At 45.1% G+C, this 24,075-nt stretch carries 25 protein-coding genes and 5 pseudogenes; 15 read left to right on the forward strand and 15 right to left on the reverse strand.

Features of this window, described 5'->3' with window-relative positions:
- Positions 1-85: 85 nt before the first annotated feature.
- The 3 genes from SO_RS17730 to SO_RS17740 form a co-directional block, all read right to left on the reverse strand.
- Positions 86-949, reverse strand: coding sequence for a sterol desaturase family protein (locus SO_RS17730; protein WP_011073578.1), 864 nt, complete (start codon positions 947-949; stop codon positions 86-88).
- A gap of 54 nt (positions 950-1,003) precedes the next feature.
- A complete protein-coding gene (locus SO_RS17735; RefSeq protein ID WP_011073579.1) occupies positions 1,004-2,035 on the reverse strand; it encodes a DUF2804 domain-containing protein in 1,032 nt (343 codons plus the stop codon).
- Between the two features lie 242 nt (positions 2,036-2,277).
- A complete protein-coding gene (locus SO_RS17740) occupies positions 2,278-2,841 on the reverse strand; it encodes a porin family protein (RefSeq protein WP_011073580.1) in 564 nt (187 codons plus the stop codon).
- Between the two features lie 136 nt (positions 2,842-2,977).
- On the opposite strand from SO_RS17740, the gene SO_RS17745 reads away from it, so the two are divergent.
- From SO_RS17745 to SO_RS17760, 4 genes are all read left to right on the forward strand, one after another.
- Positions 2,978-3,544, forward strand: a complete 567-nt coding sequence (locus SO_RS17745; RefSeq protein ID WP_011073581.1) for a YajG family lipoprotein — start codon at positions 2,978-2,980, stop codon at positions 3,542-3,544.
- 33 nt (positions 3,545-3,577) lie between these two features.
- Entirely contained in the window at positions 3,578-4,165 is a 588-nt protein-coding gene (locus SO_RS17750; RefSeq protein ID WP_011073582.1) for a peptidylprolyl isomerase, read from the forward strand.
- Positions 4,166-4,231: 66 nt separating this feature from the next.
- Positions 4,232-4,552 carry a hypothetical protein gene (locus tag SO_RS17755; RefSeq protein WP_011073583.1) on the forward strand — a complete coding sequence of 107 codons (321 nt, stop codon included), beginning with the start codon at positions 4,232-4,234 and terminating at the stop codon, positions 4,550-4,552.
- Positions 4,553-4,708: 156 nt separating this feature from the next.
- Complete coding sequence (locus tag SO_RS17760; RefSeq protein WP_011073584.1) at positions 4,709-6,094, forward strand: AmpG family muropeptide MFS transporter; 1,386 nt, start codon at positions 4,709-4,711, stop codon at positions 6,092-6,094.
- 106 nt (positions 6,095-6,200) lie between these two features.
- On the opposite strand, the gene SO_RS17765 is transcribed toward SO_RS17760, so the two are convergent.
- A complete protein-coding gene (locus SO_RS17765; RefSeq protein WP_011073585.1) occupies positions 6,201-6,686 on the reverse strand; it encodes a YajQ family cyclic di-GMP-binding protein in 486 nt (161 codons plus the stop codon).
- Between the two features lie 162 nt (positions 6,687-6,848).
- Between SO_RS17765 and SO_RS17770 the strand changes: the two genes are divergently transcribed.
- The 5 genes and pseudogenes from SO_RS17770 to SO_RS23555 all read left to right on the forward strand — a co-directional run bounded on the left by SO_RS17770 (position 6,849) and on the right by SO_RS23555 (position 9,440).
- Entirely contained in the window at positions 6,849-7,211 is a 363-nt protein-coding gene (locus SO_RS17770; protein ID WP_011073586.1) for a VanZ family protein, read from the forward strand.
- A complete protein-coding gene (locus tag SO_RS17775; RefSeq protein WP_011073587.1) occupies positions 7,211-8,194 on the forward strand; it encodes a ketopantoate reductase family protein in 984 nt (327 codons plus the stop codon). The genes SO_RS17770 and SO_RS17775 overlap by 1 nt, the downstream gene beginning before the upstream one ends.
- A 294-nt stretch (positions 8,195-8,488) precedes the next feature.
- Positions 8,489-8,827, forward strand: a complete 339-nt coding sequence (locus SO_RS17780) for a P-II family nitrogen regulator (protein ID WP_011073588.1) — start codon at positions 8,489-8,491, stop codon at positions 8,825-8,827.
- 139 nt (positions 8,828-8,966) lie between these two features.
- Positions 8,967-9,263 carry a hypothetical protein gene (locus SO_RS23550; RefSeq protein ID WP_367303093.1) on the forward strand — a complete coding sequence of 99 codons (297 nt, stop codon included), beginning with the start codon at positions 8,967-8,969 and terminating at the stop codon, positions 9,261-9,263.
- Positions 9,214-9,440 (forward strand): annotated as a pseudogene (locus SO_RS23555) (hypothetical protein). The gene SO_RS23550 and the pseudogene SO_RS23555 overlap by 50 nt, the downstream one beginning before the upstream one ends.
- Here the strand turns inward: SO_RS23555 and SO_RS23605 are convergent.
- Positions 9,357-9,632, reverse strand: a complete 276-nt coding sequence (locus tag SO_RS23605) for a hypothetical protein (RefSeq protein WP_436976879.1) — start codon at positions 9,630-9,632, stop codon at positions 9,357-9,359. The pseudogene SO_RS23555 and the gene SO_RS23605 overlap by 84 nt on opposite strands.
- A 66-nt stretch (positions 9,633-9,698) precedes the next feature.
- On the opposite strand from SO_RS23605, the pseudogene SO_RS23565 reads away from it, so the two are divergent.
- Positions 9,699-10,139: pseudogene (locus SO_RS23565) on the forward strand (ammonium transporter).
- 56 nt (positions 10,140-10,195) lie between these two features.
- On the opposite strand, the gene SO_RS17790 reads toward SO_RS23565, so the two are convergent.
- The 3 genes from SO_RS17790 to SO_RS23570 form a co-directional block, all read right to left on the reverse strand.
- Positions 10,196-11,743, reverse strand: a complete 1,548-nt coding sequence (locus SO_RS17790) for an EAL domain-containing protein (protein WP_011073589.1) — start codon at positions 11,741-11,743, stop codon at positions 10,196-10,198.
- Positions 11,744-11,831: 88 nt separating this feature from the next.
- On the reverse strand, positions 11,832-12,704 hold the full coding sequence (locus tag SO_RS17795; RefSeq protein ID WP_011073590.1) for a DMT family transporter: 873 nt from the start codon (positions 12,702-12,704) through the stop codon (positions 11,832-11,834).
- A gap of 165 nt (positions 12,705-12,869) precedes the next feature.
- The gene (locus SO_RS23570; RefSeq protein WP_367303095.1) at positions 12,870-13,199 is read right to left on the reverse strand and encodes a DUF819 family protein; all 330 of its coding nucleotides are present in this window, start codon (positions 13,197-13,199) and stop codon (positions 12,870-12,872) included.
- 278 nt (positions 13,200-13,477) lie between these two features.
- Between SO_RS23570 and SO_RS17805 the strand changes: the two are divergent.
- From SO_RS17805 to SO_RS17820, 4 genes and pseudogenes are all read left to right on the forward strand, one after another.
- A pseudogene (locus tag SO_RS17805) lies at positions 13,478-14,581 on the forward strand (IS256 family transposase); the annotation flags it as partial.
- 14 nt (positions 14,582-14,595) lie between these two features.
- Positions 14,596-15,798, forward strand: a complete 1,203-nt coding sequence (locus SO_RS17810) for an IS256-like element ISSod4 family transposase (protein WP_005054087.1) — start codon at positions 14,596-14,598, stop codon at positions 15,796-15,798.
- Between the two features lie 33 nt (positions 15,799-15,831).
- Positions 15,832-15,984: pseudogene (locus SO_RS17815) on the forward strand (IS256 family transposase); the annotation flags it as partial.
- A gap of 29 nt (positions 15,985-16,013) precedes the next feature.
- Positions 16,014-16,280: pseudogene (locus SO_RS17820) on the forward strand (FAD-binding protein); the annotation flags it as partial.
- Positions 16,281-16,539: 259 nt separating this feature from the next.
- On the opposite strand, the gene kdsA reads toward SO_RS17820, so the two are convergent.
- The 4 genes from kdsA to SO_RS17840 form a co-directional block, all read right to left on the reverse strand.
- A complete protein-coding gene (gene kdsA, locus SO_RS17825) occupies positions 16,540-17,388 on the reverse strand; it encodes a 3-deoxy-8-phosphooctulonate synthase (protein WP_011073591.1) in 849 nt (282 codons plus the stop codon).
- Positions 17,389-17,451: 63 nt separating this feature from the next.
- On the reverse strand, positions 17,452-18,699 hold the full coding sequence (locus SO_RS17830) for a DUF819 family protein (protein ID WP_011073592.1): 1,248 nt from the start codon (positions 18,697-18,699) through the stop codon (positions 17,452-17,454).
- A gap of 141 nt (positions 18,700-18,840) precedes the next feature.
- Positions 18,841-19,629, reverse strand: coding sequence for a transglutaminase family protein (locus SO_RS17835; RefSeq protein ID WP_011073593.1), 789 nt, complete (start codon positions 19,627-19,629; stop codon positions 18,841-18,843).
- Entirely contained in the window at positions 19,629-20,024 is a 396-nt protein-coding gene (locus SO_RS17840) for a SirB2 family protein (RefSeq protein WP_011073594.1), read from the reverse strand. Before SO_RS17840 ends, SO_RS17835 begins: the two co-directional genes overlap by 1 nt.
- 118 nt (positions 20,025-20,142) lie before the next feature.
- On the opposite strand from SO_RS17840, the gene SO_RS17845 reads away from it, so the two are divergent.
- Entirely contained in the window at positions 20,143-20,556 is a 414-nt protein-coding gene (locus SO_RS17845) for a GNAT family N-acetyltransferase (RefSeq protein ID WP_011073595.1), read from the forward strand.
- Positions 20,557-20,702: 146 nt separating this feature from the next.
- On the opposite strand, the gene prmC is transcribed toward SO_RS17845, so the two are convergent.
- Genes prmC through hemA form a run of 3 tightly spaced genes read right to left on the reverse strand, consistent with a single transcriptional unit; the run spans position 20,703 to position 23,922 of the window.
- Positions 20,703-21,563: a peptide chain release factor N(5)-glutamine methyltransferase gene (gene prmC, locus SO_RS17850; protein ID WP_011073596.1), complete on the reverse strand. Its 861-nt coding sequence runs from the start codon at positions 21,561-21,563 to the stop codon at positions 20,703-20,705.
- Positions 21,564-21,565: 2 nt separating this feature from the next.
- Positions 21,566-22,657, reverse strand: coding sequence for a peptide chain release factor 1 (gene prfA, locus SO_RS17855; protein ID WP_011073597.1), 1,092 nt, complete (start codon positions 22,655-22,657; stop codon positions 21,566-21,568).
- Between the two features lie 14 nt (positions 22,658-22,671).
- Complete coding sequence (hemA, locus tag SO_RS17860; protein ID WP_011073598.1) at positions 22,672-23,922, reverse strand: glutamyl-tRNA reductase; 1,251 nt, start codon at positions 23,920-23,922, stop codon at positions 22,672-22,674.
- Positions 23,923-24,075: the final 153 nt, after the last annotated feature.

Below are 24,075 nucleotides of genomic sequence, written 5' to 3' on the forward strand. Positions count from 1 at the left end.
AACTGGCGCAAGGCTAAGGTCTGGCGATAGTGAATTTTCGCCGTTTGCACTATTAGAAGGTGACAGACTCAAATATTGAAGTAAATCAATCATCTTTTTGATAGCTGGCGGGAGGTGCAAATAAGATCCCCAGTCGTTTCGATAAACTCAACCCCTTGGTTGTGACCTCTCTGAACATATCGTGCCATTCACTAAAGGTGACTTTTAACGGATTAAAACTGTTGACGGGTTTAGTGATCCCGTAAATCACGGTTTCCTCTTCGGGCACAAAGGTACCGAAGAGTTTGTCCCAAATGATTAAAATGCCTGCATAATTTTTATCGATATATTGAGGATTACGTCCATGATGTACTCTGTGATGGGATGGTGTATTAAACAGCCATTCTAATGGGCCGAGCTTTCTTACTGCTTGAGTATGCACAAAAAACTGTAATCCCAAACTCAGCAGTACCACAAATACCACCCAATTAGGATCAAAACCCAAGATCACCAACGGTAACCAAAACACCCACATTCCCGCAAAGGGATACATCAAGCTCTGCCGAAACGCGGTGCTAAAGTTCATATTCTCAGAGCTGTGGTGTACCACATGGGCCGCCCACATCCAACGTATTCTGTGACTCGCACGGTGAAACCAGTAATAGCAAAAATCCTGTGCCACCATGAGTAGCACAAAGGTGAACGGCCCCATTTGGATATCGAATAATTTCCAACCAAATATCGCCAGATACAGCTTAGCGATGAGTAAGCCGGCCAAGATATCTGTGCCCTGATGCATGGCCGCGAGGCTAAAATTACACAGCACTTCCTTAGCATGGTAACGGGCGCTGACAGGGAGTTTTTGCCTTCTGTCGCCTAAGTACCACTCGAGCAAAATGCACACAAAAAATAACGGGGCAAGTACCAATAGCAGCAATTCGGGGTGATTGATTAATTCAGCGATATCCATATACCTTTATCCTATTGTTATTATTGTTTTATTTAAGCCTAAACCGCCCCAAGCTTACCAACGGGCGTAATGATCTTCGGTCAATCCCAATACGTTATTGAGTTGATAGCTGCGCCCCTGATTATCGATAATTGAGCCGCTAAAGAAGCCTAGATACTGGCGGAAGTTACTCTTCAGCAAGATAAAATTACGTTTTTCACTGCGGCAATTTCGCGCAGTAAACTCTAAATCAACTCGGCCATCGTGACTATAAATGCGCCATATTTGAGTGCCCTGCTGTCCATGGCGATCAAATTCAAATTGCATCGGTCCGAGCAAATGCCGCTCGCCATTAATCCAAAACACGTTTTCATTACTGCCGGTTTCATTGACGCCAGCAGCAAGATTTAATCCGATAACCCCTTCGTCAATTTGCGCACTCAAGGATGCCCAACGCCAACTGGTATCTCGGCGCATAAATCCCGCTGAAAAATCATAACCCGCGAGGGCGAAATTTAACGGCTGCGGTTCATGATCTATGGTGAGTTGTCCTTTAACCGATAAACCATTGTGTTTTTGGGTATAAGTCCAGCCGTTATATCCCGTAGGGCTACACATAGCCATAGGTAAACTTAAAGGTAAACAATGCAGGGTTAAATCGGCTTGAATGTTTTTGGTATCAATCAGCAAATGCCAATTACCATCATGAATCTCAAAGGTTATGCGCTTGTCTTTGCCGCCAATCGTCGCAGTGCCATTCGCGGGGGATGGCGACATCCGATAGCCAAGCCTAAAGGGCTTTAACCAATCCTGCTGAATTAACCTATTGTTTTTAATGTCATATAAATAACAAAATGCACTGCCAAGATAGGCGATATCCGCAAGCGCAACACCAATGATATAGCGGGGCGTGATAATAGAAACAAATTGAAACTGCTTATAATCAACACGTTTTGCCCAAGCCGATGCGGGCTTATCCATGGTATTGAAATAGGTGAAATCGGCTAAACCTAAGCGACTAACAATACCGTCGAAATGGCCAAACTGTGGCTGGCCTTTAGCGTTAATCAAGCTTTCGGGGGCAATTTGAGTGTTGATCCTAAACATAAACTCGCCTTTGCATTTTTGCGGTCGAAGGAGCATTTATGCTCTCTTATTAAATATTGAATTTTTACTCTAACCTGTCATTCATTGCATTAAAAGAGTGCAAGCACAAATTGTTGTGATTTTGTTGCCGAGAGGAGTTCGGTTTTACTTTCCCAAAAAGCCATTAAAAAAGCGCCTAGGGCGCTTAATTGAGACAAAATCATCCATCAAATATTGACGAATGCAATGGCACACCTTAGTCGTTAGAAACGATAACTCATGCCAAAGTTGACTCCTTGCAACTCAAGCTCTTTCATCGGCACATATTGGTACTCAAGATTAAGACCAAAGCCAGAGCGAAAACGATATTGCCAACCAACTGCGCCGTAAAAGCCCACATCGTCTGAATCCATCTCCTGCTTTTCAAACTCATAACTCACTTTGGTATAAGCAGCACCGAGTTTGGCATACAGACTATTCCCGCGAGACAATGCATACTCACCGTAGGCAGTGGTTCTAACACCTTGGTAACGTAAGTCTTTTATATCACTGATTGCACTAACAAGGGCGCTCGCCACGCCACCAGAACCCGCTAAATAACCCGCTTCAAGCCCAAAATGCTCGTTGAACATATAGCGATAATATAAATCGCCAGTGAATGTATCACCCGCATCATATTTACCGCTCTTAGTTTCAAATTCTTGGGTCCCATAGCCTAAGCTGCCACCTAACACATGCGATGGATCAGCGGCATTAGCATTAGCCCCGACGAAAAAAGCACAAACTGATAACGATAAAAGCCAAGTTCTAATTGTTAAGTATTTCATATTGTTTAAATTCGGTAATGATATGTAGGCACATGATAACCTTTACACCTGTACAAAAACTGAACCCGAGTACCTTGTGGCAACAAGGGGGATTTCTGGTATGCTGTAGCCACTTTTTACTAGCATGAGATTCTCCATGAAACGGTTACTATTGACGCTGACTTTCCCCCTATTCTTTGTGGGCTGTGCGAGCCAAAATCCGACTCACATGGCATTTAGCCCTCAGGTTCCCGATATCAGCCAACAGACTTCAAGACCCGTGCAGATCTCATTGGATACTATCGATTCGCGTAACGCTGAATATGTTGCGCGCTTTATGGAAGAAGGCACCAAGACCCGTTTAGTCGGTCCAAGCGAGCCACCTAAGTTATTACTCGATGAAGTATTTCGTAATGGCTTCACCCAAGCGGGATACCAAATTGATCCTAGTGCAACTAACTCTATTCAAGTTCAATTAGAAGAGTTGCAGATGGATGTCACCAAAAAAACCTTTGGTTACGAGGCTAAACACAGTGTACGTATTGCTGTCCAAGCGCGTAATTCAAGCCAAGAATTAGTCAAACGTTATAAAGCAAAGGGCGTATTAAAAGGCCCATTAACCCCAGACTTTGCGACCTTAGAAATGGATATGAATAAGCTCCTCGGCCAGCTCACTGGGGAAATATTAAATGACCCAGAGTTAAACCAGTTCCTACAAAAATAAAAATACCAATCGATAATTAATAAGGAAATCATAATGTTTCGTTGGATATCTGCACTCTTAGTTCTCTGTGCTAGTTATAGCAGCTGGGCGGCAATCGACATTCAACCCGATAGCTTGTATCCCCAAGTCGAGTTTGATACGAGTTTAGGTAAGATTGTTGTCGAACTCGATAGAACCCGCGCCCCCATTACAGTCGATAACTTCCTCACCTATGTGGTCAAAGGTGAGTACAACAACACGATTTTCCATCGCGTGATCAGTGACTTTGTAGTGCAAGGCGGTGGACTGAATCCGCAATTAGAAGAGTTGCCAGCGGGCAAGCCCATAGTCAACGAGTCGGGCAATGGTTTATCCAATAGCATGGGCACCATTGCCATGGCGCGCGACAATGAACCCCATTCGGCCACCCGCCAGTTTTACTTTAACGTTGCAGACAACACTAAGCTTGACCCCTCAAAACGTCGTTGGGGTTATGCGGTATTTGGTGAAGTGATTGAAGGTAAGCAAGTACTCGAAGCCATGGCCGTAGTAGAGACAACCACTAATGCCAAACTGAATTGGCCCGATGTACCTGTCACTCCTATCATATTGAAAACAGCTAAATTACTCCCGAAAAAATAATTAAAAATTTAGCAAAAGTTCTAATCCTGCCTCTATACTGTAAAAGCAAAACGAAAGGAGGCAAGGGTGACAATTGAAGAATTTATCGATAATAAAGCGCCCCAACTTGCTGTATATGGAAAAGCGTTTTTGAGTGATGAACTCGATTTCCAAGAAGTTCAGCTCTATTTATGGGACACACTTGAGGAATGGCAGCAACTCATTCCGACAAGTGAAGCGCAAACAGAAACGGAAACCGTGTTTTGGCACTTGCTCCATAGCTTTAACAAGTGGCCAGACTGGATGATACGCGGCAATCAGTATCTGTATCAGCAGTTACATGCTTGCTGTGATTTCCTCAGTTTGGGAGGACAAATGCCCTCGGGTTGTATCGGTATTCGACCTTGAGCAACACATGCGCTAAAGACCCAGCTCGCTGGGTCTTTTTATTTTTAGCTTCTGCGTACTCAAACTCATCAGTCATCAAAAGGATAAGTATTAGTCCTTGAACCTAACCGTATCTTACCCGTAAGCTAGGCGGATTCGACTCCTCGGCAAAAGCTTATGTTCGTAACCGGTTTTACTCGTCGCACCTTAGACTCCTTGAGCGTTTATTACCATAAGCGCGTTTTGATCCTGCTATTACTCGGCTTTTCTGCCGGCTTACCATTAATGTTGGTCTTTTCAACCCTGTCTTTTTGGTTACGGGAAGCGGGAGTGGATCGCACCTCTATCGGTTATTTCAGTTGGATAGCCCTCGCCTATGCCTTCAAATGGGCCTGGTCACCGTTGGTCGATAGATTATCTATCCCCATACTGACGCGCTTTTTAGGACGGCGACGCAGCTGGATGCTGTTCGCACAATTGCTGTTGGTCGGCGCCATTTTAGGGATGTCTTTTAGCGATCCCGTTAAAAATCTCGAACGCTTGGCTTTGTTTGCATTAATGGTTGCCTTTGCGTCCGCAACCCAAGATATTGTCATTGATGCCTTTCGCATCGAATCTGCTCCCGAAAAAATGCAAGCTGCGCTTGCAGCCGCCTATCAAGTGGGGTATCGCAGCGCCATGATTGTGGCCACAGCTGGCGCGCTTACTATCGCTGCTTGGGTAGAGCCCGGCAATACCGAATATAACTTAATTGCTTGGCAAACCTCTTATTTAGTGATGGCTGGACTGATGTTTATTGGCGTACTAACTACGCTTTTTAGCCGCGAGCCTATGGTCGATACCCGCTCTGCCGATAAAACCGAACTGGCCGTAAAACAGCGTTTAAGCGCGCGTTATCCCAAACCTATTGCGGCGAGTCTTTCATGGATTTATACCGCCAGTGTACTGCCCTTTATCGACTTTTTTAAACGTTATGGCCGCAGCGCAATTTTGATTTTATTGCTGATTTCCTGCTATCGCATCTCGGATATTGTAATGGGCATTATGGCCAACGTGTTTTATGTGGACATGGGATTCACTAAGGAAGAAATTGCCTATTTAAGCAAAATCTATGGCCTTATCATGACCTTAGTTGGAGCAGCCTTTGGCGGTGTACTGTTAGCTCGCTTCGGTACTATGAAGATATTATTTCTTGGTGCGCTGTTGGTTGCTGTCACCAATTTGCTCTTTGCCTGGCAAGCGGTCATTGGTTATAACGTCAGCTTTTTAACTTTTGCCATTTCGGTCGATAATTTTAGCGCAGGGATTGCCACCGCGGCCTTTATCGCTTACCTCTCAAGCCTCACCAGCAGCGGCTATAGCGCAACACAATACGCCCTGCTTTCCTCGATTATGTTGCTGTTTCCTAAGTTTATTGCGGGTTTCTCGGGCGCCTATGTCGACGCATTTGGTTATGTGAATTTCTTTGTCGCGGCCAGCGTGATTGGCTTTCCTGTGCTGTTACTCATTCATTTAGTGAATAAATACGCGCCCCACGTCAGCGCTAAACCAGACCAAGAATAATCAGATATAAAAAAGCCCCAAATCGGTAATCCTTTGGGGCTTATTGTATTAGCGATTCATGCTTAGGTTCGTCTAATGCGAGCGCAAGCTATGTAAGTTTTAACGATTAATCGCGGAAGTTATTGAACTGGAAAGGCTGACCAAGGTCCGCTTGACGCACTAACGCCATCACGGCTTGTAAGTCGTCACGCGCTTTGCCAGTGACTCGCACTGTATCGCCTTGGATCTGCGATTGCACTTTAATCTTGCTATCTTTCACCATCTTAACGATTTTCTTCGCGATATCCGTTTCAATCCCCTGCTTAAAGCGCACTTTAAGGGAAAAGGTTTTGCCGCTATGAACCGACTTTTCGTCGACATCCATCGTTGATGGCTCGACATTACGCTTGCTCAATTGCGTACGCAAAATATCCACTAACTGTTTGCACTGGAAATCATCTTCTGCGGTGAGCGTCACCACATGATCTTTGTAGTCGATGCTGGCATCTTTACCACGAAAATCAAATCGCCCACTGAGTTCACGGCGGGAGTTTTCAACCGCGTTACGTAACTCAACTTCGTCAACTTCAGACACAATATCAAATGAAGGCATAATTGCCGCCCCTTAGGTGATTGTAAATGCCCATAGTTTACCGACTCACTCCATCGAGTTGAAGGTTAACTTTGCCCAAGCAAGATAAAACTCGCCTTAGGGATGACTTTGGTTGCGCATTTTCCTATTATGGCGGCACGCTAAGATAATCAAATTGTATTTGTGATAACTAAACACACCCTATTCAAACTGGCTTTAGCCGTAGCCTTTGTCGTGATCAGTTATCTGGTGTTTTCCAGACCAACCTATTCGCAAGGTATTCCTCATATCGACAAGGTAGGCCATCTTGGGAGCTTTTTCTGTCTCTCGTATCTTACCTATCTCGCCTTTCGCCCTAAGTGGTATTGGCTCTCACTGGTTCTCGCGACTTACGCAATGTTGATTGAGCTTGTGCAGTCACGCTTGCCCTACCGCAGCGCCTCCATAGGTGATGTGTTGGCAGATTTTGCCGGTATTGCCTTGTTTTATTTTTGTCTTTGGGCCTATCGAAAATATTTTAGTGCCGCCCATCTCAAGGAAGAATAATGCCTGGCCAGAGTAAAACCGCCGCCATAGCACCACCAGCTAGCGAAATCGCTATTTTAGGCGCTGGTGCCGTGGGGCAATTGATTTGCCATCAACTGCATTCGGCAGGGTTAGCGGTAGGCTTGATAGCGCGGGAATCCTTTGCATCAAATATTGAAGCGACTCATTGGCAAGATTTAGTATTTAGCCCTCTGCTGCTAAATAACACCAATACCGAATCAGTCTCCTACCGCGTACCCAAACTTGATATAGAAAGTAAAAGTGCGCAGCAAATCAAACTTTTGATCGTGTGCGTAAAAGCGTATCAAGTACTTGATGCAATTAGCCCTTTACTCGATAAATTATCGCCACAATGCCATATTCTGTTATTGCATAATGGTATGGGGCCACACCTTACACTTGCGCCACGGCTCAATGGTCGCGGCCTAAGCCTAGGCACCACTTCACAGGGCGTATTACGTCAGTCATGTTGGCAAGTTAAGCAAACCGGGCAAGGCTTAACTCAGTTTGGCCATTTTACCGGCCCAGAGTTACCCCAAGCTCTGCGGGAAAGGCTATTGCATGCCATCCCGAACAGCGAGTGGGTTGAAGCGATTATCCCCAGCCTTTGGCAAAAACTGGCGGTCAATGCCGCGATCAACCCTCTTACAGCCCTGCATCAATGCCCCAATGGCACACTGGCTCAAGCACAATTTTCAAAGACTATTGCCACTATCTTAGATGAACTGGTCGAGGTTGCCGCCCATGATGGCGTTGAGCTCGATAGGCAGCGTTTAGAAGAACGCGTGTATCGGGTTATTGAACTCACGGCCGCGAACTTCTCATCGATGCACCAAGATGTTGCACATCATAGACCCACTGAGATAGACCAAATTAATGGCTATATTGGTGATCGCGCCAACGCGCACGGTTTAAGTGCAGCAACTAATGCACAAATGGTCCAAAGCATTAAACAGCTCTCGGCGATACCGCCTGTGCAATAAACAATCTATTTAATTGATTTTCAATTGATTTAGTATCAATCAGTCGAGCACAAACATACTCAGCGATAATGATCATCTCTTAAATGCTCCCTAATTGTCATGTTTATGCAAACTGCACCAAAATCGCGCACCAAATCAGGGCACAATCATCTGTTTTGCACTGTTTTGCAGCAAAAACAAGGTTCATTTAAGTGCGTCACATTGTTAAGGTAATGATAATAAAAACATTGTTGTTATGGCCTGATTCCTGCTTTATTCCGTGTACTTAAGCCAGAGATTCGTTGGAGAATAAAGTTGAAACTCATCACTGCAATTATTAAACCCTTCAAAATTGATGATGTTCGTGAAGCGCTAACTCAACTGGGGATCCACGGCATGACAGTCACAGAAGTTCGTGGCTTTGGTCGTCAAAAGGGCCACACAGAGCTCTATCGCGGCGCCGAATATGCTGTCGACTTTCTCCCCAAAATGAAGCTTGAAATCGCGATCCACTCCGAACTTGAAGAAGCAGTCATCGAAGCCATCATCCAAGCCGCCCACACAGGTAAAGTCGGTGACGGGAAGATTTTTGTCACCCCACTCGAACAAGTGATCCGCGTCCGCACCGCAGAAGAAGGGGTTGATGCCATATGAGCTATCAAAAATCCAAGCTCAGTTATCAAGCATTACCTGTCCTCGCAGCGAGCAGACAAGCACAGCATGGGCCGATGCAACGCAGTTAAATGGTGCTAATACCGCTTAGATTTTAAGCTCATCCGCCTTAGTCTTACTGATGACACTTCTAGGCCTTGCATTGTTTAACGGCGGACTGATGCGAAGCAAAAACGTACTTCCCATGTTAATGCAGTGTTTTTCGATCGCAGCTATCGCCTCGATACTTTGGTTTGTGATGGATTACTCCATCGCCTTTGATACTGGCAATGGTTTTATCGGCGGCATCAATAAAGCATTTTTTAGCCAGTATTGGCCGCGAGAGTGTCAGCGGAGATATTCCCGAACCTTTATTTATGCTGTTCCAAATGACGTTTGCGATTATCACGCCCGCGCTGATCATCTGCGGCTTTGCTGAGCAGATGAAATTTTCCGCAGTCCTGATATTTTCAAGCGCATGGCTGCTCTTAGTTTATGCCCCATTACCCATTGGATGTGGGGTGGCAGCTGGTTAGCCAACCTTGGACTCTATGACTTTGCGGGCGTTACCGTGGCGCGCATAACCGCTGGACTTGACCGCATTGGTTGTCGCTAAGGTGCTCAGCCCACCGCGTAGGAGATCTTTAAACTCGGCGATGATGCCCCATAACTTGACCATGACAGTGACAGGTGCGGGCATGCTTTGGGTTGGCTGATTTGGCTTTAATGGTGGTAGTGCCTTAGGTGCCAATGGCACGGCGGCAATGGCCATACTCGCCCCCCATTTGGCAGCGTCAATGTGCGCCATCACTTGGCAGCTATCAAATGGTATAAATTCGGTAAAGTCAGTGCGCTAGGTATCGTCACTGGAATAGTGGCAGGCTTAGGGGCAATCACGCCAACATCGGGTTATGTAGGTCCAGCGGGTGCCTGAGTGATTGGTTTTCTTGGTGGCATGGTTTGTTTCTTTTCAGCCGTTTATATTAAACAAAAACTGAAGATAGACAATTCCCTCGATGTGTTTCCCGTCCACGGTGTCGGCGGTATTCTCGGCACTTTACTGGCAGGCGTGTTTAGTTCAACTCAGCTTGGGATCTTCAGCGGCTATGGGTTTGCCGCTGTCAACCCCACTATGATTGATCAGCTCGGCGTACAAATTATTGGCGTCGTTGCCACCTTCACCTATACCGCGGTGGTGACTTGGCTATTGTTTGTCATCATTAGCAAACTCCTAGGAGGGCTGCGCGTTAGCACAGAGCAAGAAGTCAATGGACTCGATCTTTCAGAGCATGAAGAAACAGGGTACAGCCTGTAAGCACTTCAGTCTGCTCTGCCAACATGGCTGTCAGGATAGCTATCCTGATGGCCTTTTTATTCGCTATGCGCCTCAAGCCAATGGGAAAGTTCATCTAATTTCATCGGTTTAGCAAATAAATATCCTTGCAAAAAATGCACATCACGACTGATTAAATAATCTGCTTGTTGTTGGGTTTCAACACCTTCTGCCACCGCTACATAATTCATTTTATGGCAGAGCTCGATAATGGTATCCAACACATGGGAAGTGACCGAATCTTGGCCTATGGTATCGATAAAACATTTATCAATTTTAAGATAGTCTAAGGTGAAGGTTTGCAGCAGCGACAAGGTCGTCTGCCCTGTACCAAAATCATCAATCGCCACTAAAATATCAAGCTCACGCAATGCCGTAATTCGTTCACACATATCCGCGGTTAATAACTGCCGCTCGGTGATTTCAATTAAAGGTTGCACGCCAATACGCGCAAAAGCATCTTTTAGATAGCGAAATTTAGCCTCTATATCACTTTGAATAAAATGCTCTGGTGCTACGTTAAAACCAATCCTAAACCCCGAATCCACGGACAATTTGCTAAAATCGGCCAAGGCTCGTTCAAAAATATAATTGGTTAACGGGACGATTAATTGGCTCTGTTCGGCAATGGGTATAAATAAATCGGGGCGCACTAAGCCCATTTGGGGATGCTGCCAACGCACTAATGCTTCAACGCCTTTAGCCTTACCATCATCACTACTAACAATAGGTTGATATACCAAAAAAAACTCTTGATTCTCGATACCGCTTTTAATGTCATCGGCTAATGAAGACCGGCTTTTTTTACGCCAAAGATGTAGACCGACCAACCAAACAAAAGCCAGTAAAAACGGCAGTAGTATGCCAAAACATATCCAGAAAAAATGCCAAAAAAACGCCTGTGAAACCTCAAGCAGGATCACCACCTCGGAGTGCTCAGCTTTTACTGCAACCACTTTCCCATCACCAAATTGTGGGACAGTAGGTAAGGTCGCCCCCTTTAATCCCAACACCACATGGCTAACAGGACGAGGAAATACCTCAGGTTGAATAAAACTGTCGATTAAATATTGCCCTTCAATGATAACTACTGCACCACGCGTTAAATTAGCCTGAGTAGAGATAACTAAAATGGCAGGAACACCTGAGCGCGCAGGTGTTTCAGGAACAATAAAATAAGCCGGTTTTTTGAGAGTATCTTCGGGCAAGAGTGAATTAAGCGGATAATCAATCACCCCCATTGTAGATGAACAGTGAAAACCATGGGCGTTAAAAAGTAACACACCGCGATAATAGGGCTTAAACTGCATATATTCATTCAGGGCGCCGCAGTCGCCCTCACTAAGGGTAGTAGCATACTCCCCTATCGTCTCAGACTCGCTTAACAAATGCTCAAGCCGCTTGAGATTAAACTCCCCAACCTCTTGTGCCTTCTTATCAACCAAGTAATTTGTTATCACATAACTTGATGCCATTGCCAAGACGGTAGGCATAAACAGCATGATGAATAAATGCTTGCGAGAAAGATCATATTGGGAAATAAATAATCGTAAAAGCGACGAAAGGCTATTTAAGCGTTTTGGCATTCTTAATCCATATTCGATGGCGTGATAGCCATTAATCTTAGTGGATATATCTAGTACTACGCATATCAAATACAAACCGCGTAAGTACTCACTCCCACATCACCAGTATTGCAGCGACCGCAATCAACACTAGACCAAACATTTCTTTAATTTTGACTTGTTCTTTTAGCCAGAATGCAGAAATAAGCATCATAAAGAAGATTTCCACTTGGCCTAAGGTTTTAACATAGGGCACTGCCTGTAGCGACATCGCACTAAACCAACCGATAGAGCCAAAGCAGCTCGCAGTACTGGTTAGTAAGGTTAACTTAGGCCGTTGTAACAAGTCGATTAACGTTGCTTTATCCTTTAAAACCAAATAACTGACTAACACGATAGTTTGCAGACTAATCACCAACAACAATACCCAAGCCGCACTATGGGGAAAACCGACATCTAACCTCAAGCTAGCTTCTCGCACCCAAAGCGAGGTCAGCGCAAAGGCACTGCCACTGGCAATCCCAAGTATGACGGTGCTGAGGGATAAATGCCGCAGCCCCTGCTTAGCACTCAGCAAAAATACCGCCACACCACCTAAGATAACCCCCACCCAACCAAGTACCGATAGATGGGTACCAAAGAATAATGTGCCTAAGATTGCCGCTACGATTGCTTCACTCTTAGCAAGCCCTGCACCAATCGCAAAATTTTGCTGCTGGAACAGCTTCACCATCAAGCCAGTAGCAAGGATCTGCATCATAGAAGCGCCCACAATAAAGCCGATAAACTCCCCGGTAAATTGCGGCCATCCAACATCGTCCCATAGATACAAGATCGCAAGATACAATGCAGCTATAGGGCCTGCCCAAATAAACCGAGCCAAAGTCACCCCGGCAACCTTTACCTCTTTGCTCAGTTGGCTTTGAAAGGCATTACGCCATGCCTGCATAAATGCAGCTAATATGGTAAATAAAATCCACATAAACCTATTTCCACCAAAGCATGCTCTCTTGCTTTAGACACAAAAGATAAGACAAGCATCATACCCCACATGGAAACATTAGACACGACACAAAGACTGATAAATGCCTTTGAGATGCATACGCTAGTGATTAAATAATGTACACCACAATAATGTGAATAATAATTATGGATGTATAAATTGCATGAAAGAACCAATAATTGATGCGATTAATGATGCCCATGTATAACCTAACACTGCCATTAAAACCGCTATAGACGCTAATTTCGGATGGAAAGCACTCGAGACAACAGTCGTTGAAGCGGCGCCGCCAATATTACACTGACTAGCAATAGCAAAATACAATATGGGAAGTTTAAAATATAAAGAAAATAATAGTAGAATACTTATATGAATAACAAACCAAATTAACCCTATAATAAAATAGTAGAAAATGGATTGAAATGAAGCGAACTCAACATTTAACCCAATATTCATAATCATAAAGTACAGCAAAAAAATGAAACAAACTTTACTTGTTTAACAAACACATGTCTTGCATAGGTCATGGATAGTAAAATACCTAAAAGTGTTGACAAAATCATAGACAAAAAGAAACCTGACCCTAGGTTATAATACAATAAAGAAGGAAAATGCTTGATCACTGTTAGGGATAAAAACTCTGAGAACGAATGACAAAACAAAAAAATAAACAATGACGAAATAATGAGCAAAATAAGTAGTGTTCAAATTTCTGTGTCATTTCTTTAAGCTATACCAAAAAGAGATGATTTATGACCACACCTACTTTTGATATCAATGCTGCCATTCAAGCACTACGTGAAGGAAAAGACCTCACCGGCAAGGATGGCATCTTAACCCCTTTGATTAAGCAACTCACTGAAGCGGCCTTGGCGGCTGAGCTGGATGGCCACTTGGCAAGCACTGAAGGCGCCAATCGTAAGAATGGCAAAACCACTAAAACAGTTAAAAGCCCCCTTGGCAACTTCGAGCTAAACACGCCCAGAGACAGAGCGGGCACCTTCGAACCTCAATTAGTCAAAAAGCACCAAACCCAACTTACCGATGAAATGGAGCGTAAAATCATTGGCTTATTTTCATTAGGCTCCAGCTATCAAGATATTCGCGCGCATATCGAAGACATGTACGGCATGTCGGTGTCCAACGGCACGGTGAACGCCATTACTGACAAGTTACTCCCTGAGCTTCAAGCATGGCGCGAACGCGAACTAGAGCCGCTTTACCCCGTCATATGGCTCGATGCGATCCACTATAAAATCAAAGAGAACGGCCGCTTTATTAGCAAAGCGGTTTACACCATTTTGGCGCTTAACGTCGAAGGTAAAAAAGAGCTATTAGGCTTATATCTGTCGGATAATGAAGGGGCTCACCATTGGTTAAGCGTGCTAACCGACCTGTATAATCGCGGCGTTAAAGACATCCTCATCGCCTGCGTTGATGGCCTTAAAGGCTTTCCTGAAGCGATTGCAACCATTTACCCACAGACGGAAGTACAGTTGTGTATCATCCACCAAATTCGCAACTCGATGAAGTATGTTGCCTCTAAGCATCAAAAGGCCTTTATGGCGGATTTAAAGTGTGTTTATAAGGCCGCCACCTTGAATGCGGCCGAGATGGCACTGGATGAGCTGGAGACGAAATGGGGCGATAAATACCCCGTGGTGATTAAATCATGGCGCAACAAATGGGCACTGCTATCGGTGTATTTCAAATACCCTGACTATGTCCGCACCGCTATCTACACCACCAATGCCGTTGAAGCGGTACATAGGCAATTCAGGAAGTTAACTAAAACCAAAGGTGGTTTTGCTAAGGTAGTGTTCATAATTCTGTGTCATTTCAGTAAAATATTCAAAAACAGGAATGACACATGACCCAACCTTTTAACTTCGAACAAGCCCTTAAAGATCTGCAGTCAGGTAAAAGCCTCACAGGTAAAGACAGCATTCTTGGCCCACTGATCAAGCAACTCACTGAAGCGGCTCTCCAGGCTGAGCTTGAGCAGCATTTAGCGCATGATCCTCAGCCTAATCGTAAAAATGGCAAAACCCCTAAGACCATTAAGCATCCGTCCGGTAACTTTGAGTTAGACGCGCCTAGAGACCGCAATGGCACCTTTGAGCCTCAGTTGATTAAGAAAAATCAAACTACACTAACCGATGAAATCGAACGTAAAGTGTTATCGATGTTCAGTATAGGTATGAGCTATCGCGATATTAATCAACATGTTGAAGATATGTATGGGCTCAATGTGTCTAACGCAACAGTCAGTGCTATCACTGACAAACTCATCCCCGAACTTAAAGCGTGGCAACAGCGCCCATTAGATAGCCATTATCCTATCGTTTGGCTTGATGCGATACATTATAAAGTCAAAGAGGATGGGCGTTACGTCAGTAAAGCCGTTTACACATTGTTAGCGCTTAATATGAAAGGAAAAAAGGAAATTTTGGGGCTTCACTTGTCCGAAAATGAAGGCGCTAATTACTGGCTATCCGTACTGACCGATCTTAATAATCGTGGTGTAAAAGATATTCTTATCGCCTGTGTTGACGGCTTGACCGGTTTCCCTGAGGCCATAGCCAGTATCTTCCCTCATACGGAAACACAGCTATGCGTTATCCACCAGATCCGCAACTCAATGAAGTATGTCGCCTCAAAAAATCAGAAAGCGTTTATGGCTGATTTAAAGCCTGTGTATCGAGCCGTGAGTAAAGAAGCCGCAGAGATGGCATTGGACGAACTGGAGGCCAAATGGGGTGATGCTTATCCGTTGGTAATCAACTCTTGGCGTCGCAAATGGCATAATTTGTCCCATTATTTTAAGTACCCAGAACATATCAGGAAAGTGATTTACACGACCAATGCGGTTGAGGCTGTACATCGCCAATTTAGAAAGCTCACCAAAACCAAAGGTGCATTTCCTAATGAAAATAGCTTGTTGAAGCTACTTTACGCAGGCATATTAAACGCCTCAGATAAATGGACCATGCCAATCCACAATTGGAGCCTTTGTTTATCTCAGTTAGCGATTTATTTTGAAGGACGTTTAGATAGCGTGCTAGAAATTTAAAAATTAGCCTGACACAGAATTTTGAACGCCCTCTTTGCTAACGAGAACAGTTTACTCAAACTGCTTTACGCGGGTATATTGAAGGCCTCTGAGCGCTGGACTCATCCTATCCAAAACTGGAATTTGACGCTATCACAGCTCTCAATCCATTTTGAGGGGCGCTTAGAAAACCATATCGACCTGTGAAATTAACCTGACACAGAATTATGAACAGCCTCCCATTGCCACTAGAAAAGGCTCCTTTTTATGCCGTAAAAGTGGCTCCAAGTATTCACCATACTATGGGTGGTGTCGCAATTGATACTAAAGCAGAAGTGCTCGATATTCAAAGTGAACCGTTGGTCGGCTTGTTTGCAGCAGGAGAAGTCACAGGTGGTGTGCATGGGTATAATCGCTTAGGTGGAAATGCCGTCGCAGACACCGTGATTTTTGGAAAAATTGCAGGCACTAATGCTGCGAAACATGCTTTGGAAACTAAGTAGGCTCAGTTCGGGATAATCAATGCATATCCAACAGCACAAAGCAAAAGTGTGAGAGATATGACTTAAATTTTGCTGTGTTGATTGCATGTATCCATCACTTAACCCGAATAGAGATTAAGTAATGTAAGACCAGTGAGAGGCTATGATATGGCCTCTCACGGTATATCAAGCTTTATTCACCATATATTGGCGATAAATTTATTACCTGACTTCAAAAGCTCCCCTGCTATTTTTGAGAGGTTAATTTAACCTCCCTTTTTTATTTGCTGGTATCAATTGGCTCGAAGGATTTGACTAAATCATCAATTGCCTTCATCTGCTTGAGATAATTCTCTAATTGGTGAAGTGGTAACGCACAGGGGCCATCACACTTAGCATTATCAGGATCGGGGTGAGCCTCAATAAACAGACCCGCTAAACCTAACGCCATACCACTACGGGCTAGTTCAGTCGCTTGAGCACGACGACCGCCCGCAGAATCGGCACGGCCACCAGGACGTTGCAATGCGTGGGTTGCGTCGAAAATCACTGGGTAACCCGATTGTTTCATCTCATCCATACCCAGCATATCCACGACTAAGTTATTGTAACCAAAGCATGAACCACGTTCACAGAGGATAATCTCATCATTACCCGCTTCGTTAAATTTCGTGATGATATGACGCATTTCGTGGGGTGCTAAAAACTGTGGTTTTTTCACATTGATGATAGCGCCAGTTTTCGCCATAGCGACAACTAAGTCTGTTTGACGGGCTAAAAAAGCTGGCAACTGGATAATATCAACCACTTCAGCTACAGGTGCACATTGGTAAGTCTCATGCACATCGGTGATCAATGGCAGGTTAAAGGTCTTTTTGATTTCTTCAAAAATCTTTAAGCCTTCTTCCATACCTGGGCCACGGTAAGAGTTAACAGAAGAGCGATTCGCCTTATCGAATGATGCCTTGAAAACATAGGGGATGCCTAGTTTCTGGGTCACTTCAGCATAGGTTTCAGCAATCGACATCGCCAGATCGCGAGATTCAAGCACATTCATGCCACCAAATAGCACAAAAGGTTTATCGTTTGCAATTTCGATTGACCCTAACTTTATGATTTTATTACTCATCGCAACATCTCTCTCAAATGCTAGACTCTGTCTAGCGGTAAACTGATATTGGCACTAGAGCGGCTATACCGCAACTAGCTGTAAAATTTGGCCACAAATCCAAGCCATATACGTTCCTAACACATAACCAAATACAGCTAACAATACCCCAACCGGAGCCAAAGCAGGGTGGAACGCGGCAGCCACAACGGGCGCCGATGCCGCGCCGCCAACGTTGGCCTGACTGCCTACTGCCATATAAAACAATGGTGCTTTAATTAACTTAGCAATCAAGAACATAAAGCTAGCGTGTACTATCATCCAAATAATACCCACTAAAAAATATATTGGGGTATCAAGGACTTTACTTACATCCATATGTAAACCTATGGTTGCCACTAGAATGTATAAGAACGCCGATGCAACCTTAGATGCGCCCGCGGCCTCTAAATGACGCATAGGACTGAACGACATCGCTAAGCCTATGGTTGTCACTATTACCACTAACCAGAAGAACTTCGAGGTAAAACTGTAATCTTCAGTCCAAGGATAGTTGGCTTCAAAATACGGGCCGAGAAAATCGGCAGCAATATGAGCTACGCCTGTGATACCAAAGCCAACAGCCACGATCAACATCAGGTCACGTAAACTCGGAATGCGTGCATTTTCAGCGTGATACTGCTCCACTTTATTCTTTAAGGTATCGATAGCTGTTGTATCTGCACCTGTTTTTGCATCAATTTCTTTGGCTTTAGACGCCAAAAACAACAACACCGCCATCCAAATATTGGCCACAATCACATCGACTGTCACCATGACGGAGAAGATATTGCCACCGACTTCATAAATTTCTTTCATCGCCGCTTGGTTAGCACCACCGCCAATCCAGCTGCCCGCAAGCGTTGTCATGCCGCGCCACACTGCATCAGGGCCGTCAACACCTATCAATGATGGTTCGATAAATGACACTGTCAGCAGCGCAATTGGGCCACCAATTACAATACCTATGGTTCCGGTTAAAAACATAATCACCGCCTTAGGCCCGAGTCCTAAGATCGCTTTTAAATCCACACTTAAAATCAACAACACCAAACAAGCGGGTAATAAATAACGAGAGGCCACCTGATAAAGCTGTGATGTATCGCCATCGATCACCCCAAAGGTGTTTAACAACGAAGGCAAGAAATAGCAGAGCAATAACGCAGGAATAAAACGGTAAAACTTTTGCCAAAATGGATGACTGCTACTACTGGTATAAAACACAAATCCCAGAATTGTCGCTAATATTCCCAGCGCCACCGCGTCATTGGTGACTAATGCCGTGCTTGCCATGTGTGTTCTCCCTGTTTGGTACAGTTGTTATTGTATTTATGTTGATGTCTGCATTTTGCAGTTAATAGGCAAATGTCCATTCGCCATTTATGATTATTTTTATGATAAACAAGGAGAGCCGGATAGGCTCTCCTTTAAAGGTTAATGATAGATTTCAGCGTGCTCACTCAGTTCTTTAAGCTGCATCTTAACGATTTCGATAACAGGATCGTGTGGACTGTTATCGACAAAATGTTGCAGATCGGCCGCTGCAACATTAATGCATCCAAGCTGCTGAGCGATAAAGGCGCGTTCACGATTTAAGTGCACATCATCGGGATGCCACTGAAGTAACAAGTTACAACATTCCATCGCCGCCTCAAATTGATGGGAAACAATGCAACCCGCCTTAATCTCGTGCAGCATGCGTGAAATCAACTTCTTTACCGATGCCGCTTTTAAGTAACTCGGCTTAAGTTCCGCCGCGTTACCGAGTTCACCACGTACTAAGACATGGAGCTGATGCTTAGTCAGTTCCTTTCCTGTCAATGGATCGTGATAACGCACAACCCCAGCAATTTTACTGCGAAGTACGGTATTACCTGGTAATAACAGCGCTTCTAGCTCTAAATCAAGCTGCTTAGCCAATAACATCAAAACCGTCGCCAGCGTGGTGCTATTGCCCTGTTTAGTGATAAGACAAGTACCTAAGTCCGCCGCTTCAGTACTGAAGTAATTTTCGCGAACACAGAACCCCAAATCCAGATAAAACCAACGAAACAATGCTGTTAAGCGTTGTTGTTGATCCACCAGATAATGACTTAATACGGCTCCCGCTAATTCAAACCAAGCCCATTTCGCCGCTTCGAGGTTTGAAAAGCCAAGGTGAGCACCTACATCCAATGCCGACTCGGGCAATGAAATGCCATCTTGCAGAGTGTATTTACCCATTAACCCAATAATACCGCTTGTTTAAAATGCGCCAATTTGGCGGCGTAGACTAACCAACCTATAGCGCCGAGGAAGGCGAATACTTTGAACAGTTTGTTTCTGTTGGCTTTTATCGCAATGACACCCAAGGCAATATAGGCAACGACAGCACCGATCTTTTCGGTCAACCAAGGATCCACAAAAGGATATTGCTTGATCATAAAGCACAGCACTAAGCCTGAAAGCAGCAAGAAAGTGTCAATCACGTGGGGCGCGACTTTGAATACCTTCTTGCCCATCAGTGCTGACTGACGTAAATGCAACACAAACCGAACGACAAAAAACAGCACACTCACGGCAATTAAGGTTAAGTGCAAGTGCTTAACAGCAGGATAAAGACTGTAAAAAGTTTCCATTGTGATACTTATGGCCAGTGACAAAGGCGCTAGTTTACCCTAATCATATCGTCAGACCAATGCCTAAGACGCGAGATTCGCTGACGAAAACCCATCCCTCACTTTGCAGGAAACCACAATGAATTTAATGATAATTGCCGATGAGTCCATCGAATTTGCCGACACGGTAAAACAAAAAATCATCGAATTTAATCAGGCACACTGGCAAACGCTGAAACGCCAAAATCTTGGTTTAAAATTACAGGATGATGACGGTAACTTGCTCGCGGGCTTAAGCGGCAAAACCTTTGGCAATTGGCTATTGATCGACTATTTGTGGGTGGATGAAGCATTACGCCAACAACACATCGGCTCACGCTTATTACGCGAGGCCGAAAGCAAGGCCAAACAACGCGGCTGCCAATTTGCCCTACTCGACACCTTAGATTTTCAGGCCAAACCTTTTTATGAACGCCATGGTTATCAGGTGCAATGGGTGCAGCAAGCCTACCCCGAAATCGGCAGTAAATTCTTTATGGTGAAGGTGCTCTAGCTTCTGGCGAAAGTTGAATGCGGTGTTTAAGACCTTTCGTTGTGGGCTAAGCGAAGGCTAACAATCTCAGCAGATGCATAAACAAAAACGCCATTGATGGAAGTCAATGGCGTTTCTTTGGGTACTCAGCAGGATTGGATTAAATATTAGATTCCAATTAATCCCATCCACTTACCCATAGTGCATCTGTCATTACTGCCAAAATCCCGCACCGTGGCGACATTTTGATAACCCAATTCGATAAGTTTTGCCCTCAGTTTTACCGCCTGCTCAAAACCATGTTCCAGCAGAATGTAACCGTTAGGTTTTAAATAATCCCGAGCGGTTTTAGCGATATAGTAAAGATCGGCAAAGCCTTCATCGGCCGCGGTAAGCGCACTTTGTGGCTCAAAACGTACATCACCTTGATGCAAATGCTCATCGGCCTCATCGATATAGGGAGGATTGGAAACAATTAAATCAAAGTCATGGGACGTAACTGCACTAAACCAGTCACTTTGGAGGATCTCCACCTGCTCAAGCTTAAGGTTAGTCCGGTTTGCTTTGGCCAGCGCAACCGCATCTTCCACTTTATCCACCGCGGTAATTTGCCATGCGGCGCGTTCAGAAGCCAACGCCAGTGCAATTGCACCAGTTCCCGTACCCAAGTCGAGCACTTTTGCATTGCTCTCAAGGGGTAAGTTTAAAGCAGATTCGACTAAGATCTCGGTATCTGGCCGTGGGATCAAGGTCGTGTCATTCACAATAAAGGGCAGTGACCAAAACTCACGCTCGCCAACAATGTGAGCCACCGGCACGCCTTGCTGGCGCCGTTGCACCATTTGCTGAAAGCGCTTCCACTGTTCTACGCTCAAGGCTTTTTCAGGCCAAGTGTACAGATAAGCACGATTTTTATTGAGGCAATACAACAATAAAACCTCTGCATCCAAATGTGCGGATTCAGAGCTTGCGGCTAACTGGACATAGGCCCATTGCAGGGCCTCGGCGATACAGGATTGATCAGCCAAAATTACCCCTGCTCGTCAGCAAGTGCGGCCAACAAATCTGCCTGATGCTCTTGCATCAGTGGTCCTAAAATCGCGTCTAAGTCCCCTTCCATCACTTCGTTCAAGCGATATAAGGTTAAGTTGATACGGTGTTCACTCACGCGACCCTGCGGGAAGTTGTAGGTACGCACACGTTCAGAGCGGTCACCACTAGCCACCAGACTACGGCGAGTTGACTCTTCGGCGCTGCGGCGTTTTTCATCTTCAACGGCTTGGATACGCGCCGCTAACACGCTCATCGCTTGGGCGCGGTTTTTATGTTGCGAGCGTTGATCTTGGCATTCCACCACAATCCCTGTCGGAATATGGGTAATACGAATCGCAGAATCAGTTTTGTTAACGTGCTGACCACCCGCGCCCGATGAGCGGAAAGTATCAACCTTCAGATCGGCAGGATTTATGGAAATCGCTTCCGCTTCAGGTACTTCATGCATCACTACCACAGTCACAGCAGAAGTGTGTACACGACCTTGGGATTCAGTTTCAGGCACACGTTGAACGCGGTGACCACCGGATTCAAATTTGAGTTTACCGTAGGCACCTTCACCACTGACTTTAACAATGATTTCTTTAAAGCCGCCGTGTTCACCTTCGTTTGAACTCATAATCTCGAGCTGCCAACGGTTGGCTTCAGCATAACGGCTATACATACGGAATAAGTCGCCGGCAAAGATCGCCGCTTCGTCACCACCCGCACCGGCGCGAATTTCGATAAAGGCGTTGGTGTCGTCGTTAGGATCTTTTGGCAGTAACAGAATTTGCAGCTCGGCTTCGAGACGCTCAAGCTCTACTTTAGCGGCCTTGATTTCTTCCTGCGCCATTTCGCGCATTTCGGCGTCATCTTCTTCCAGCATTTCCTTGGCAGATTCGAGATCAGCCTGTGCTTGCTGGTAGGCTTTAAAGCCTGCAACCACTTCTTCTAACTGGGAATATTCTTTGGATAACGCACGAAAACGATCCTGATCGGCGATAACCGACGCATCGCCAAGCAAAGCTAAGACTTCTTCGTTGCGCTCGAGCAAGCCTTCCAGCTTGCGGATAACGGATTCCTTCATTTAACTCGCTAACCTTAGTTTTTATCTAATCCGAGCGCTGTTCTTAACTGACCTAATGTATTCAAATCCCCCTGACGGCTGGCCACCGTGAGGGCTTGGGTAGGTGCGTGAATGAGTCTATTGGTCAGACGATTGGCTAATTCAACCAATACCTGCTCAGTGTCGCCCCCCTGCGCTAATTTATTCAGGGCGCGTTCCACCAACTCATCCTTTATCGCCATGCTCTGGCTGCGATACTCGCGAATACTATCGACCGACTCTAAAGAACGCACCCACTCCATAAATAGATGAGATTGTTCTTCAGTAATTAATTCAGCTTGCTCGGCGGCCTCCTTACGGGAAGCCTTATTCTGTTCAATAATGCTATGCAGGTCGTCCACTGTATACAGAAACGCATCGTCCAAATCGGCGACTTCTGGCTCAATATCCCGAGGAACTGCTATATCAACCAATAACATAGGTTGATGGCGACGCTGCTTTAGCGCTTTTTCTACCATGCCTTTACCAAGGATTGGCAGCGGGCTGGCGGTAGAGGATATCACGATATCGGCTTTAGGGAGAAAATCTGGTATCTGTGCCAGTGTAATTGCCGTGGCATTAAATTCCTCACACATGCTTTGGGCACGCTCTAAAGTACGGTTTGCCACCACCATTGAGGCGACGCCGTTATCTTTTAGATGCTTTGCCACTAGCTCAATCGTTTCACCAGCACCAATTAACAGCACCTTGGTTGTCGACAGTGAAGAGAAGATATGTTTTGCCATGCTGACAGCCGCAAAGGCGACCGATACAGCAGCGGCACCGATTTCGGTTTCGGTACGCACTTTTTTAGCAACTGAGAAGGTATTTTGGAACAAGCGGTCAATGGTTAAGGCAACTGTGCCGGCTTCTTTGGCTTTGACAAAGGCTTGTTTAACTTGACCAAGAATCTGCGGCTCACCAAGGATCAACGAGTCAAGACCTGAAGCGACGCGCATCAAATGCCTTACCGCCTCTTGCCCGTGATAATTGTAGAGGCAAGGCGCGACATCTTGATGTTCTAGGCCATGATATTCTTCAAGCCATTCAATGATATCGGTCTCATCGCCATTGTTACAATACAATTCAGTGCGATTGCAGGTCGAGACGATAACGGCTTCACCCGAGCGTGTACGACTGGCCAGACTCTTCATGGCATCATGAATTTTGTCCGGAGAGAAGGCGACTTTCTCACGCAGGTCTACCGTGGCTGTTTTATGGTTAATACCGATTGCTACAAGGCTCATCTGACTCTTTTCTAGATTCTTGGCGTCTCTCTTAATAAGGGCATTCTACTGAATTGGCCCAACTAAAAACAGAATACGCTTAACAAAACCGAATAAAGGTCTAACTTCTTACCTAAATTTTCTATCAATGATAGACAATTACCGATAAGCACG

Origin of the sequence: Shewanella oneidensis MR-1 (assembly GCF_000146165.2) — a bacterium.
Lineage (GTDB): Bacteria > Pseudomonadota > Gammaproteobacteria > Enterobacterales > Shewanellaceae > Shewanella > Shewanella oneidensis.